At 61.9% G+C, this 14739-nt stretch carries 12 protein-coding genes; all 12 read right to left on the minus strand.

Annotation, left to right across the window (positions count from 1 at the left end; all coding sequences use genetic code 11):
* Nucleotides 1-292, minus strand: a 292-nt coding sequence (locus ACE3UG_RS12690; protein ID WP_374624411.1) for a hypothetical protein, incomplete at its 3' end; no start/stop codon positions are given.
* Between the two features lie 727 nt (nucleotides 293-1019).
* Nucleotides 1020-1766, minus strand: coding sequence for an ABC transporter ATP-binding protein (locus ACE3UG_RS12695; RefSeq protein ID WP_374624413.1), 747 nt, complete (start codon nucleotides 1764-1766; stop codon nucleotides 1020-1022).
* On the minus strand, nucleotides 1766-3562 hold the full coding sequence (locus ACE3UG_RS12700; RefSeq protein ID WP_374624415.1) for an ATP-binding cassette domain-containing protein: 1797 nt from the start codon (nucleotides 3560-3562) through the stop codon (nucleotides 1766-1768). The genes ACE3UG_RS12695 and ACE3UG_RS12700 overlap by 1 nt, the downstream gene beginning before the upstream one ends.
* 18 nt (nucleotides 3563-3580) lie before the next feature.
* Nucleotides 3581-4636 carry a branched-chain amino acid ABC transporter permease gene (locus tag ACE3UG_RS12705; RefSeq protein WP_374624417.1) on the minus strand — a complete coding sequence of 352 codons (1056 nt, stop codon included), beginning with the start codon at nucleotides 4634-4636 and terminating at the stop codon, nucleotides 3581-3583.
* A 333-nt stretch (nucleotides 4637-4969) separates the two neighbouring features.
* Nucleotides 4970-5470 (minus strand): homoprotocatechuate degradation operon regulator HpaR, encoded by a 501-nt coding sequence (hpaR, locus tag ACE3UG_RS12710; RefSeq protein ID WP_374624419.1) that lies wholly within the window; start codon nucleotides 5468-5470, stop codon nucleotides 4970-4972.
* Between the two features lie 254 nt (nucleotides 5471-5724).
* Nucleotides 5725-6870, minus strand: a complete 1146-nt coding sequence (locus ACE3UG_RS12715) for an ABC transporter substrate-binding protein (RefSeq protein ID WP_374624421.1) — start codon at nucleotides 6868-6870, stop codon at nucleotides 5725-5727.
* An 803-nt stretch (nucleotides 6871-7673) separates the two neighbouring features.
* On the minus strand, nucleotides 7674-8681 hold the full coding sequence (locus ACE3UG_RS12720) for a branched-chain amino acid ABC transporter permease (protein WP_374624423.1): 1008 nt from the start codon (nucleotides 8679-8681) through the stop codon (nucleotides 7674-7676).
* Nucleotides 8682-8692: 11 nt separating this feature from the next.
* Nucleotides 8693-9577, minus strand: coding sequence for a branched-chain amino acid ABC transporter permease (locus ACE3UG_RS12725; protein ID WP_374624425.1), 885 nt, complete (start codon nucleotides 9575-9577; stop codon nucleotides 8693-8695).
* Between the two features lie 78 nt (nucleotides 9578-9655).
* A complete protein-coding gene (locus tag ACE3UG_RS12730) occupies nucleotides 9656-10855 on the minus strand; it encodes an ABC transporter substrate-binding protein (RefSeq protein ID WP_374624567.1) in 1200 nt (399 codons plus the stop codon).
* A gap of 76 nt (nucleotides 10856-10931) precedes the next feature.
* Entirely contained in the window at nucleotides 10932-11732 is an 801-nt protein-coding gene (locus ACE3UG_RS12735; RefSeq protein ID WP_374624427.1) for an ABC transporter ATP-binding protein, read from the minus strand.
* Between the two features lie 8 nt (nucleotides 11733-11740).
* Complete coding sequence (locus tag ACE3UG_RS12740) at nucleotides 11741-12520, minus strand: ABC transporter ATP-binding protein (protein WP_374624429.1); 780 nt, start codon at nucleotides 12518-12520, stop codon at nucleotides 11741-11743.
* A gap of 554 nt (nucleotides 12521-13074) precedes the next feature.
* The gene (locus ACE3UG_RS12745) at nucleotides 13075-14709 is read right to left on the minus strand and encodes a GMC family oxidoreductase (RefSeq protein WP_374624431.1); all 1635 of its coding nucleotides are present in this window, start codon (nucleotides 14707-14709) and stop codon (nucleotides 13075-13077) included.
* Nucleotides 14710-14739 lie beyond the last annotated feature (30 nt).

A 14739-nucleotide genomic window follows, 5' to 3' on the forward strand; every position in this document is an offset into this window, starting at 1 on the left:
CCTCTGCCTCTGCCTCTGCCTCTGCCTCTGCCTCTGCCTCTGCCTCTGCCTCTGCCTCTGCCTCTGCCTCTGCCTCTGCCTCTGCCTCTGCCTCTGCCCTCTGCCCTCTGCCCTCTGCCCTCTGCCCTCTGCCCTCTGCCCTCTGCCCTGTGCCCTGTGCCCTGTGCCCTCTGCCCTCTGCCCTTTGTCCTTTGCTCCCCCTCTTCTCATACTCCACCCGCTCAAGCAAAGAAGGTTGGCCGAACACAATCTTCGGGGGAATCCCACCGTGTTTCACGTGAAACGTTCCCAAAGGTCGCGGGTCTGCGTTCGCGGCACCCGCATCACCTACGTTTTGTAGCCAACCATTGACTCGAACCTCGCCCCCCCTTCACCCGTTTCCAGACAATGAAGAGGGTCAATATTCGAACTGCGCCGTCAACCAACGGTCTCTGCATAGCGCTATCGGAAATCTCTAACGATCTCCCAAGCGAACTCGCTAACTCCAACCCGCGGCCCATTTCGCTCATGTTTCACGTGGAACGTTCGAGCAATGCATTCAATCCCAGCGCCAAGCACGCTCGACATTGCCTACGGCCTCGTCTTCCTCGCGGCGATGCACTACACCTCCGCGTCGAAAAAAAATGGCGAAGCAACGGTCAACATCCAGAACCCCAAACAGACCACGACGTCACCCAACCACCCCGCTTATCCACACCCGATCCCAAGCGACGCCCACGCGTTTCGGGAATTTGCTTTTCTGTGGATAACCTCAAACGCTATTTCGGCAAGAATTTCGAATATCACGCGAAACCCCTTATTGCGGCGGCGCGCCATAGATTTTCGTTGCCCACAACTATCCACAAGCAACTGTGAATAAGTGAGTTCTCCCGTCTCACCGACAATGCGCTATCGTCACCCGAAATAAATGGGGCCGGATATCGATGGGCCATCGACTCACCCGGACGCCGTCCTCCAAAAAAAAAGACCCGCCAAACTGGCGGGTCTTCTCATGACGGCAATCAGACAAACGACGTGCCTCAGGCCGCCTTCTTCGCCAACCCCAGATACGTCTCGATGACCTTGGGATTGCTGGCCAGCTCCTGAGCCGGGCCTTCGAGCGCCAGCTCACCGGTCTCGATCACATAGCCGTAATCGGCCACCTGCAATGCCGCACGGGCATTCTGTTCGATCAACAGCGTCGCCACGCCGGTCTTGCGCAAATCGCTGATGATGTGGAATATCTCCTTCACAATCAGCGGCGCCAGTCCAAGACTCGGCTCATCGAGCATGAGCAACTGCGGCTTGCCCATCAACGCCCTGCCGACCGCCAACATCTGACGCTCGCCACCCGAGAGCGTCCCGGCCTGCTGCCCACGGCGCTCCTTGAGGCGCGGGAAGAGTGCGAAGACCACTTCCATCTGGTCCAGGAAGTTTCGCTCCCCGGCCCGCTTGCGACGGTATGCGCCAAGCAGAAGATTGTCCTCCACGGTCATCGTCGCAAACAGCTCGCGCTTTTCCGGCACCAGGCACATCCCGCGCGCGACGCGGTTTTCGATCGTCAGCGCCGACATCTCCTGACCGAGATACGCCACGCTCCCACGGCTCGAACCATTGTGTGGCAACGCCCCCATGATGGCATTGAGCATCGACGACTTACCCGCACCGTTCGGGCCGATCACCGTGACGATCTGGCCCGCTTCGACTCGCAGATGCGCGCCATGCACCGCCTCGACTTTGCCGTATGCGACGGCGAGGTCCTTGACCTCAAGAATCGCGTCTGCCATTACTCCACTCCTCCAAGGTACGCCTCGAGTACCGCCGGGTTCTTCTGCACGTCTTCCGGCAGGCCCTCGGCAATCTTGGTACCGAACTCCATGACCACCAGGTGATCGGTCAGATTCATCACGAAGTCCATGTCATGCTCGACCAGCAGCACGCTCATGCCCTCGTCCTTGAGCCGCCTGAGCAGCTCGGCCAGCGCCTGCTTCTCCTTGTAACGCAGACCGGCCGCAGGCTCGTCGAGCAGCAGCAACGTCGGGTCGCACGCCAACGCGCGCGCGATCTCAAGAATACGTTGCTGGCCCAGCGCGAGACTCCCCGCCTCGTCGTACATGTGCGCCCCAAGGCCCACCCGCTCGATCTGCTTCTTGGCTTCGTGCAGCAGCATCGCCTCTTCACGACGATCCAGACGCAGCACGCTCGACCACACGCCACCCTGCGGACGGCGGCGCAGCCCGTTCTTGTCGCGCAGATAGGCGCCAATCGCCACGTTCTCGAGCACACTCATGTGCGGCATCAAACGCACATGCTGGAATGTCCGGCCAATACCGCGCTTGACGATCTCGCGCGACGGCAGACGGTCGATCCGCTCGCCAAGGAACGAAATCTCGCCGCGAGTGGCCTGCAGTACGCCGGTCACGAGGTTGAATGTCGTCGACTTGCCCGCGCCGTTCGGGCCGATCAGGCCCACGATCTCGCCAGCCTTCACCTGGAACGACACATCGTTGACCGCCACGAGTCCACCAAACTCCTTGCGCGCCTTTTCGAGTTTGAGCACCACTTCGCCAACCGCCGGCTTCGCTCGGTGCCCCAACGGCTCAGCATGCTCTGGCGCCTTCGCGATGCGCCGTGCCGGGAAAAGCTTGCCCAGGAACGGCCACACACCGTCACGCGCGTATTGGAGCAGCAAGACCAGCAACACGCCGAAGACGATGGTCTCGAAGTTTCCGTTCGCCCCCAGCAGCATCGGCAAGATGTTCTGCAGATAGTCCTTGAGCACGGTCAGGATCGCCGCGCCGAGTACCGCGCCCCACACGTGCGAGACCCCGCCCACCACGGCCATGAACAGATACTCGATGCCATGGTTCAGGTTGAACGGCGTGGGGTTGACCGCGCGCTGCAGATGCGCGTACAACCAACCCGAAATCGCCGCGAGGACGGCGGCGTACACGAACACCACAACCTTCATCCACGCCGTGTTCACGCCCATCGCCTCGGCCATGACGCCGCCCCCCTTGAGGGCCCGAATGGCGCGACCCTGGCGCGAATCGAGCAGGTTCTTGACCGATACCACCGCCAGTACGACCACGATCCAGATCAGATAGAACATCTGACGCCCGCTCTCCAACTCCATGCCGAACAGACCGATGGTCGGAATATCGTTCAGGCCGTCGTACTTGCCCAGGAACTCAAGGTTGCCGAACAGGTAATACAGCGACAACCCCCATGCAATCGTGCCCAACGGGAGAAAGTGACCGGACAAACGCATCGTGATCGCGCCGATGACGAGCGCTGCCGCCGCCGTAATCACGATACCGACGATCAGCCCCAGCCAGGGCGACGCGCCATACGCCGTCGTCAGATAGGCCGTGGCATACGCGCCCAGCCCCACGAATGCCGCCTGTCCGAACGATGTCATGCCCGCCACGCCCGTGAGCAGCACGAGACCAATGGCCACAATGCTGTACAGACCGATATAGTTGAGCAGCGTCACCCAGTACTCAGGCAAGCGCACGGGTGCAGGCAGTACCGGCAACACGGCCAGCACTACCAGGAAAATCAGGAAGTATTTGTTTTTCATTCTGTGGTCCGCCCCGGCTTATTCCTCGTCTTCTTCCACATGCTTGCTCGTGAGCGACAGCCACAGCAGCACAGGAAGAATCAGCGTGAAGACGATGACCTCTTTGTATGCACTCGCCCAGAACGACGAGTACGACTCCAGCAGGCCCACCAGAATGGCGCCAAGCGCCGCGACGGGATAACTCACCAGACCGCCGATGATTGCGCCCACGAAGCCCTTCAGGCCAATCAGGAAGCCCGATTCGTAATAGATGGTCGTGATCGGCGCGATCAGAATGCCGCACAGCACACCGAGCACCGCCGCCAGCGTGAACGCCAGACGCCCCGCCTGCACCGTGCCGATGCCTACGAGCCGCGCGCCCAGCCGGTTCACGGCCGTCGCACGCAAGGCCTTGCCCGAGAGCGAGCGGTCGAAGTAGAAGTACAGCCCCAGGATCATCACCACCGAGACGCCCAACACCCAGAGACTCTGGCCGGACACCATCACCGAGCCAATGGTGTAGTTCGCGTCGGAGAAGGCTTGCGTGCGCGAACCTTCCGCCCCGAACATCACCAGGCCCAGGCCCGTCAGGGCAAAGTGCACGCCCACCGAGACGATCAGCAGCAGCAGCGTGCTCGCCTCCGCGAGCGGCTGGTACGCGAGGCGATAGAGCATCGGCCCGATCGGCACGACCAGCAGCAGCGTGATCGCAATCTGCACGAGCATCGGCAAGGTCATCGGCGCCAGCGCCTTGACAACGAAGAACACGGCAATCGGAAACACCAGATACTTGCCCGCAAGCACCGGCACAATGCGCCCGGCCAACTTGCGACGCTCGCTATGCCGCATCACGCCGGCCGTCTCCACGACGAACGTGCAGATGCCCATCGCCACGAGCAGCCAGCTCGTGAGCGGAAACTTCTGGGTTTGCAGTGCCGCCAGCGTGAGCGCGCCATACGACACGAACTCGCCCTGCGGAATGAAGATGACGCGGGTGACGGAGAACACCAACACGAGCGCCAATGCCAGCAAGGCATAAATCGCACCCGTGGTGATGCCGTCCTGCGCCAGGATGGCTGCAATCGAAAGATCCATGCTCCTCTCACATCGTTTGAGTACTTCTTGAGCCGGCTGGCGAGACAGCCGGTGTGATGCACGGCGCGGCGCACCGCCCCGTTCCCCTTCACATCGATACACCCCCCACGTTCCCCGTGTAGCAGCGCAGCGAATTATGAATTGTATAAATGATTATGCATTGGTAAAACTCGGGCGACTACTGACACGGCGAAATCTTGTCTCCTCCAACATCACTGCCTGCACCGGCTGCACCGCCATTTGTGGCGCCTCCGGTGAGGGTCTAGTGCGCCCTCCTGCCCTCACCCGCTGGCCTCTGCGGGGCTGAGGTGCGTCGTATTGCATCGTATTGCGTCAGGCTGCCGGCTTGCGGCGGCGGCGCGGCTTGGCGGGCAACGACGGCGCTTCGGCCAGCACGTCCGCGGGTAGCGCCTCACGTACCACGTCGAGCAGGCGGTAGATTTCGGCGAGCGTGTCGCGTCCGACCTTGTCTTCCAGGTAGCGATAACGCTCCTCGACCAGCGGACCGAGCTTCTTGCACAGTGCGCGGCTCGATGAAGTGAGCGACACCATCACACGACGCTGATCGGCGGCCACCCGGCGGCGCACGATAAGGCCTGACGCCTCCATACGCTCGAGCATGCCCGAGAGGCTCGGACTGAGAATGCAGCACTCCCGCGCCACCTGCCCGATCTCCATTTCCCCGGATTCGCTATCGTTGACCGCGCGTATGACACGCCACTGTTGTTCCGTGATGTCGTAGCAATTGAGCAAGGGACGGAATAGCCCCATCGCCGCTTCACGCGTCTGCAGCAATACCAGAGATAGATTGCGGTGTTCGAAATCACCCGTCATGAATTTACGCTCGAAAGGATCGTCCGCTCAGCCCCCCGGCTGAGGCGATCAGGTTGGGACAATGCGGCCTCTCATGTGCCGCTCGCATCACATGCCCTGCCGTCTCTTTGCGAAGCGCGAAACTACCACGCTCAAAAAAAACGGGCGCGAACGCCCGTTCTACCGGCCCGGTCGGTCCAACCGGGCGCGGAACCGCAGATCTTCAGATGTGACAGCGGGGCATGCCTGCGTGTTATAGGCAGCCCCGACACGCATCAGTTCGCCAACTTCCACTTGCCGCCAACGATTTGCACCATCACGCGCGAGCGTTGATCCAAGCCGTTATGGTCCTTCGCGCTCATATTGAAGATACCGGCGGTGCCCGGCATGTTCTTCACGTTCTCCAGCGCCTCACGCAGCGCAGCGCGGAATTCGGCCGTGCCCGGCTTGGCCTTCTTCAGCGCGACCGGAATGGCCGTCTGCAGCAGCAGGCCAGCGTCCCAGGCATGACCGCCGAAAGTCGAGATCGAACCCGCGCCATACGCCTTTTCGTAAATCGCCTTGTATGCGGCGGCCGACTTCTTGACCGGATTGTCGGCAGGCAGTTGGTCAACCACCAGCAGCGGGCCGGCCGGCAGATAGGTGCCTTCGCAATCCTTGCCGCAAACGCGCAGGAAGTCGTTGTTGGCCACGCCGTGGGTCTGATACATCTTGCCCTTGTAGCCGCGCTCCTTGAGCGTGCGCTGCGGCAGCGCTGCCGGCGTGCCCGAACCGGCGATCAGCACGGCGTCCGGGTTCGCCCCCATGATCTTGAGCGCCTGTCCGGTCACCGACGTGTCGGCGCGGTTGAAACGCTCGTTGGCCACGATCTTGATCTTGTTCAGATCGGCCGCCTTCTGGAATTCCTTGTACCAACCTTCGCCGTACGCGTCCGAGAAGCCGATGAACGCAACCGTCTTCACGCCGTTGTCGGCCATGTGCTTGGCGATGGCGGTGGCCATCAGAATGTCGTTCTGCGGCGTCTTGAACGACCAGGCGCGCTTGGCGTCGACCGGCTCGACGATCGCAGCGCCGGCAGCCATCGAAATCATCGGGGTCTGCGTCTCGGCGGCCACATCGACCATCGCCAGCGAGTTCGGCGTGACGGTCGAGCCGAGCACGGCGTCGACGTGGTCTTCGCTGATCAACTTGCGCATGTTCTTGACAGCGGTCGTCGTATCCGTCGCATCGTCGAGAACGATGTACTGCACCGACTGCCCGCCGATCGTCTTCGGCAAGAGCGCAACGGTATTCTTCTCCGGAATGCCCAGCGAAGCCGCCGGACCGGTCGCCGACAGCGACACGCCAATCTTCACCTGGGCGCTGGCGACGCCTGCGACCAGCATCATTGCCGATGCCATGCAAAGCAACTTCAGTTTCATTTGGGTCTCCTCACAAAAAATTCGAATTCGTTGTTTTGACATTAACCGACCGAGCAGTCGGCAAATTGTCGCCCATCTTACGGGCACCGGCGCCCTCTCGTAAAGTGCGGTTTCCCCACCTGTGGCTTCGACCCCAACACCCTTGCCCGTTTGCCCGGCACACGCCCGTTATTTATCACCGCGTCATTCCCATGCGCCGTCTCGCGAAATGGCGTTACAGACGCATTGATGACGCCCGGCCGGCAGCGCCTGACGAATGAGAAGACGTGCGTGGGATGAAGAAGCCATCGTAGAAGCCCATGGCGCCGCGCGACGCGATGACCGTGAGGGGTTGCCACTGGTTGCCACTGCGGCGTGTCTCACAAGGTCGTGGGCCGGATAACGGCCATTGTATTGAAGCCCGGATTGCCGTCGCAATCCCGCGCTGGAGAAACCGGCGCACCGGACTTGCATAGGGACGCGCCGAGGCGCACAGCGGCGAAAAAGGAATGGAACGGATTGAAAAGATCCGAATAGGGACGTCTCGGCACGAAAGGTCTGTCCGCAAGCAACGAAGCGCAATATAAAAAGCGCTGTTGGAGTTTTCTCCAACAGCGCTTTCTCTTTTTGGCGGTGCGCGTTTTCGCGCTTATTGTCTCCTCGTCCCTCGCCCCTATATCCTGCCGTGACGCGAACTGAGAGAGAGAATAAAGGAGCACCCGATGCACCACAAGTCAGCATTTACCCCTACCGATTAGGTTTTTTCCGACATAAGTGCGCCAGGCTGAAGAGCGGACGCCCCACCTCGGTGCGCCCGCCCGCCGTCACGGCTGTTGCACCGTCGTGCGGGCCGTCCGGAAAAACCGGAAGCGCGCCACGAACTCGCCCACCAGACCGCGACGGAATGCCAGCACACAGACGATGAAAATCATGCCGATGACGATGGTCACCGATTCGCCGAGCGTCTGGAACCAGGTCACGCCCGTGGCCGTCGCGAGCCAGTCGCCGATGTCGCCGAGCTTGTTCTCCAGCACAACGATGATCACGGCGCCGACGACGGGCCCGAACATCGTGCCCAGACCGCCCACGAGCGTCATCAGGATCACCATGCCCGACATCGTCCAGTGCACGTCGGTCAACGTCTCGAAGCCGAGCACCACCGTCTTGGTCGAACCCGCCAGTGCGGCGAGCGTGGCCGAGAGCACGAATGCCAGCAGCTTGAAGCGATCGACGTCGTAGCCGAGCGAGATCGCACGCGGTTCATTCTCCTTGATGGCCTTGAGCACCTGACCGAACGGCGAATTCACGATACGCATGATGATCAGGAAGCCCAGCGCGCAAATCGCCAGGACCACGTAATACAGCGTGAGGTCCGAATCGAGCGACAGCACGCCGAAGAGATTGCCTCGCGGCACGCCTTGCAGGCCGTCCTCACCGCCCGTGAAGGGTGCTTGCAGACAGAAGAAGTACAGCATCTGCGCCAACGCCAGCGTAATCATGGCGAAGTAAATGCCCTGACGCCGGATCGCGAGCAATCCGATGACCAGCCCCAACACCGCCCCGGCCACGACGCCCGCAGCGATGCCGACTTCCGGCGAAAAGCCAAGATTACGGATCGCGTAGCCCGTGACATAGCCCGCGCTGCCGAAGAATGCCGCATGACCGAACGACAGCAGCCCCGTGAAGCCCAGCAGCAGATTGAACGCGCAGGCGAACAGTGCGAAGCACAGCACCTTCATGATGAACACGGGATAAGCGCCGGCAAACGGCGCCGCAGCCAGCGCAAGCAGCAGAAGGAAATAGAGCACCCGTTGTTGCGTCTCTTGTTGCATTGTCCCGCCCCTTACTTTTGTTTGCCGAACAGCCCTGCCGGGCGCAGCAGCAACACGATCACCATGATGACGAACACCACGGTCGCAGACCCTTGCGGGTAGAACACCTTGGTAAAGCCTTCGACCACGCCAAGCATCAGGCCGGTGAGAATCGAGCCCATGATGGAGCCCATGCCACCGATCACGACCACCGCGAACACCGTGATGATCATCGACTGCCCCATGAGCGGCGAGATCTGGATGACGGGCGCGGCGAGCACACCGGCGAATGCGGCCAGGGCAACCCCGAAGCCGTACGTCAGCGTAATCATGAGCGGCACGTTCACACCGAACGCTTCAACGAGCTTCGGGTTCTCCGTCCCTGCACGCAGGTACGCGCCGAGCTTCGTCTTCTCGATCACGAACCACGTCGAGAAGCACACGATGAGCGACGCCACCACCACCCACGCGCGATAGTTCGGCATGAACATGAAGCCGAGATTGGTCGCGCCGGAAAGGATGTCGGGGGCATCGAAGGGCTGACCCGACACGCCGTAGATCGAACGGAAAACACCTTCCAGCACAAGCGTGATGCCGAAGGTCAGCAGCAGGCCGTACAGGTGATCGAGCTTATAGATCCAGCGCAGCATGGTGCGCTCGATGACAATGCCGACGATGCCCACCACGACGGGGGCGAGAATCAGCATGACCCAGTAATTGAGGCCGAGATAGTTCGCGCCCATCCAGGCAAGCATGGCACCCAGCATGAACAACGCGCCGTGCGCGAAGTTGATCACATTGAGCAGACCGAAAATCACCGCCAGGCCGAGGCTCAGCATGGCGTAAAACGAGCCGTTCACCAGTCCCAGCAGCAGTTGGCTCAACAGCGCCGGCAGGGGGATGCCTAGTAATTCCATCGAAATCGATTCTCTGGGAGAAAGGTCGCGACGGGACACGCGTCCCGTCGCTTTCGGTGCATCGTGCGAAGACTGCGCTTACTTCTTCATGAGCGGGCAAGTCGACTCTTGCGGCGTGGTGAACGCCTTCTCACCCGGAATCGTGGCGACGATCTTGTAGTAGTCCCACGGTGCCTTCGATTCCTGCTTCGTCTTGACCTGCATCAAGTACATGTCGTGGATCATGGTGCCGTCCTTGCGGATGTAACCCTTGCTGAACATGTCGTCGATCTTGATCTTGTGCAGCTCGTCCATCACCTTGTCGGCGTCGGTGGAGCCAGCGGCCTGCACCGCCTTCAGATAGGTCATCGTGGCCGAATAGTCGCCGGCCTGCAGGCTCGACGGCATCTTCTTCATCTTGTCGAAGTAGCGCTTGGAGAACGCACGGGTCTTGTCGTTCTTGTCCCAGTACCAGCTATCGGTCAAGTACATGCCGCCGGTGTTATCCAGACCCAGCGAGTGAATGTCGTTGATGAACACGAGCAGACCGGCGATCTGCATCTTGCCCTTGATGCCGAATTCCTTCGCCGCCTTGATCGCGTTGACCGTGTCGCCACCGGCGTTCGCCAGACCCAACACCTGTGCGCCCGACGCCTGCGCCTGGAGCAGATACGACGAGAAGTCAGACGCCGACAGCGGGTGGCGTACCTCGCCCTTCACCGTGCCGCCGTTGGCCTTGACCACGTCGGCCGTGGCCTTCTCGAGCGCGTGACCGAACGCGTAGTCGGCCGTCAGGAAGAACCACGACTTGCCGCCCGCCTTGACGACGGCCGAGCCCGTGCCGCGCGCGAGCGCAACCGTGTCATAGGCGTAGTGCACGCCGTACGGCTGGCACTGGTCGTTGGTGAGGGCGTCCGAGCCGGCACCCACGTTGATGTAGACCTTCTTCTTCTCGGCCGAGACCTTGTTCATCGCCAGGCCCGTGGCAGAGTTCGTGCCGCCGATGAGCATATCCACGCCATCGCGGTCGAACCATTCGCGCGCCTTCGACGCCGCGACGTCAGCCTTGTTCTGGTGATCGGCCGTGACCAGTTCGATCGGCTTGCCGAGCACCTTGCCGCCGAAGTCGGCGATGGCCATCTTGATGGCTTCCGCCCCGCCCGGCCCGTCGATATCGGTGTAAAGGCCCGACATATCGGTAATGAAACCGATCTTCACCGCATTGCTGTCGGCATGGGCCTGCGAGGCCATCGCCGCAAAACCGAACGCAGCCGCAACGGCCAACGCCTTCATCCGAATCGTCATTTTTGTCTCCTTCGTGAATTTGATCGTCCGGGTTCATCGTCCGGCACGCATGCGCGCCGGATAACGCCCCTCATACACCCAACAACTCATGCAGCACCGGCATCTTCGTCTCCAGCTCCGGAGCGCCGAAGCGCTCCACGATCTTGCCGTGCTCCATGACATAGAAGCGATCGGCCAGCGGAGCCGCAAAACGGAAATTCTGTTCCACCATCACAATGGTGTAGCCCCTCGCCTTGAGCGTGGTGATCATGCGTGCCAACGTCTGCACGATCACCGGCGCGAGTCCTTCGGAGATCTCGTCGAGCAGCAGCAGATTGGCGCCCGTGCGCAGAATGCGCGCCACGGCCAGCATCTGCTGTTCGCCGCCCGACAGACGCGTGCCCTGACTGTGACGCCGCTCCTTCAGATTCGGGAACATCTCGTAGATCTCGTCGAGCGACATGCCGCGCCCGCCGTCGTCGCGACGATTGCCGCTCATGCCGATGTACGGCGGGAGCAACAGGTTTTCCTCGCACGACAGGCTCGCAAAAATCCCCCGCTCTTCGGGGCAATAGCCCACGCCGTGGTGCGCGACTTTGTACGTCGGCAAATGAATGGTTTCCGTACCGCCGATGCGGATCGATCCCTGACGTTGCCCGGTCAGGCCCATGATGGCGCGCAGCGTCGTGGTGCGCCCGGCGCCGTTGCGTCCGAGCAGCGTGACGACCTCGCCACGGCCCACCGTCAGATCGACGCCATGCAGGATGTGCGATTCGCCATACCAGGCCTGCAGACCTTCGACTTCCAGTGCGGGCACATTCGCCCCACCTTGGCCGCCCCCATTACCGCCGCCGCCATTACCGCCGCCGTTACCGCCGCCGTTCCCATGCATAGCCGTATTCACCCGTGCGCTCCCTGCAATTCGCTGTCCGCCGTGCCCATATAGGCTTCCATCACGTGCGGATTCTTCGAGACTTCCTGATACGGCCCTTCGGCGAGCACCTCGCCGCGCTGAAGCACGGTGATGGTGTCGCAAATGCCGGCGACCACGTTCATGTTGTGCTCGACCATCAGAATGGTGCGACCGGCCGACACCTTCTTGATGAGTGCGGTGACGCGATCGACGTCTTCATGACCCATGCCTTGCGTCGGCTCGTCGAGCAGCATCAGCTCGGGTTCCATCGCAAGCGTGGTCGCAATTTCGAGGGCGCGCTTGCGGCCGTATGGCAGTTCCACCGTCAGCGAATCGGCGAACTCGGTAAGACCGACTTCGGCGAGCAATTCCATCGCGCGGTCGTCGAGCCGTTGCAGCGAACGGCTGCTGCGCCAGAAGTGGAATGCAGTGCCGAGGTTGCGCTGCAGACCGATGCGCACGTTCTCGAGCACGGTGAGATGCGGGAATACGGCGGAAATCTGGAACGACCGGATGATGCCGCGTCGCGCGATTTGCGCGGGTGCCTCGCGGGTGATGTCGTCACCGTTGAAGGTAATGGCCCCGGCGCTGGGCACGAGAAACTTCGTGAGCAGGTTGAAGCAGGTGGTCTTGCCCGCGCCGTTCGGCCCGATAAGTGCGTGAATGGTGCCGCGCGCGACGCGCAAGTCGACCCCGTTCACGGCAGTGAAGCCGCGGAACTCTTTCGTGAGTCCGCGGGTTTCGAGAATGTAATCGTTGTTCGCCATGTCTCCTGCCACATTCCTGGTTGGCGGTGCGAAGCGAATGAGCGCTGCGACACCATCGTCTGTGACAACCGCAAGGCCGGCAGAGGACGCTGTGGGTTGCGTCGTCAGCGAGATGCCCCGCGTCCCGTGTGTGACGCCGGATTCTTGGTCCGCTCGCACATAAGGAACCGTTATTGTGGGTGGTTTGCTGCAACGCGATCATTGGGATTTGCACTTAGCTTCGCACCCCCTGAAATGCGCGTGCGCACACGTGTTGCAGACCGTTCGGTACATCGCGCATACCTGCTCGAAGCCCTTACGGCATAAGGCTTTTGCCGCACCCGCAAATGCGCCCCCGAGCGCTTCGAACGACGCGCTGCCGCCGTTCGCGCAAACGACATTAGGTATTACTACGTAAGTTCCAGCGTCACTCTCCGGAATTCCGGAAAACGTGCAAGGCCCGTCGCACGCGCGATGGCAGTCACTCGTGTCACGCGTGCCGGAACACGCACGTCGTTACATTTGTCGCGCGGCCAAACGCGACGTGCTCCCGCGTTGGCCGACTGCGTGCCCGCTCACCGCCCGGCTTTTCGCGCCGCGCGAATCATGTCGCTCGCCCGTTCGGCAATCATGATCGTCGGTGAATTCGTGTTGCCCGAGGTGATCACCGGCATGACAGACGCATCGACCACGCGCAGATTCTGCACACCACGCACACGCAACTGCGCATCGACGACGGCGTCGCGATCGTCTGCGCGTCCCATGCGGCAGGTACCCACCGGATGGAAGATGGTCGTGCCGATATCGCCCGCCGCGCGCTTGAGCGCTTCGTCGCTCTGGAACGACGGCCCCGGCAGATACTCGCGCGGTTCATAGCGTGCAAACGCGGGCGCCCCGACAATGCGACGCGTCAATTTGATGGCGTCTGCCGCGACCTGCAAGTCTGCTTCCGTCGACAGATAACGCGGTGCGATGCTGGGTGGGACGCGTGCGTCCGGCGACGTCAGATGCACCTGACCACGCGAGGTCGGCCGCAGGTTGCACACCGACGCCGTGAACGCGTTGAACTTGTGCAACGGCTCGCCGAACCGCTCCAGCGACAACGGCTGCACGTGGTATTCGAGATCCGGGCGCGCCACGTCTTCACGACTGCGTGCGAACGCCCCCAGTTGCGACGGCGCCATGCTCATCGGCCCGCGCTGGGCAAGCGCGTATTGCAGACCGATCTTCAGCTTGCCGAGCAGGCTGTTGGCCGTGAGGTTCAGTGTTGTGACACCGCGCAGCTTGTACACCGTGCGCAATTGCAGATGGTCTTGAAGGTTCTCGCCCACCCCCGGCAGATCCGAGACGACGTCGATCCCGAAGCCGCGCAGCCGCTCCGCGTCGCCGATGCCCGAAACCTCCAGCAGATGCGGCGAATTCACCGCTCCCGCCGCGAGAATCACCTCGACACGCGCATGTGCCGTGAACGCTTCATTGCCGCCGTGATACGCCACGCCCGTGCAACGCGTGCCGTCGAACGTGAGACGACTCACGTTCGCGCCGGTGATGATCGTCAGGTTCGGCCGCAGCGATGCCGGACGCAGGAAGCCTTTCGCCGCACTCCAGCGCACGCCGCGCCGCTGGTTCACCTCGAAATAGCCGATGCCGAAGTTGTCGCCGCGGTTGAAATCGTCCGTTCTGGGAATGCCGATCTGTTCCGCCGCATCGGCAAACGAATCGAGTACGCGCCACGACAAGCGCTGCTTCTCGACCCGCCACTCGCCCCCGCCGCCGTGAAACTCCGTGCCGCCCTTATAGTGATCCTCGCTGCGCTTGAAGAGCGGCAGCACCCGGTCCCAACGCCAGCCGTCGTCGCCGGTTGCGTCGGCCCACGCGTCGTAATCTTCGCGCTGGCCTCGCATGTAGATCATGCCGTTGATCGACGAGCTGCCGCCCAGCACGCGTCCGCGCGGATACGCGAGCGAGCGGCCGTTCAGACCCGCTTCGGCCTGCGTGCGATACAACCAGTCGGTGCGCGGGTTGCCGATGCAATACAGATAACCCACGGGGATATGAATCCAGTGGTAGTCGTCCTTGCCGCCTGCCTCGAGCAGCAGCACGTTGACGTCGGGGTCTTGCGTGAGGCGGTTGGCCAGCACGCACCCGGCCGAGCCGGCCCCCACGATGATGTAATCGAAGCTGTCCTGCTTCGCAGCCTGCTTGCTCATTCGCGCATGTCTCCGTCGATGGCGCGGCAC

Origin of the sequence: Pandoraea sp. (assembly GCF_041919235.1) — a bacterium.
Classification (GTDB): Bacteria; Pseudomonadota; Gammaproteobacteria; order Burkholderiales; family Burkholderiaceae; genus Pandoraea.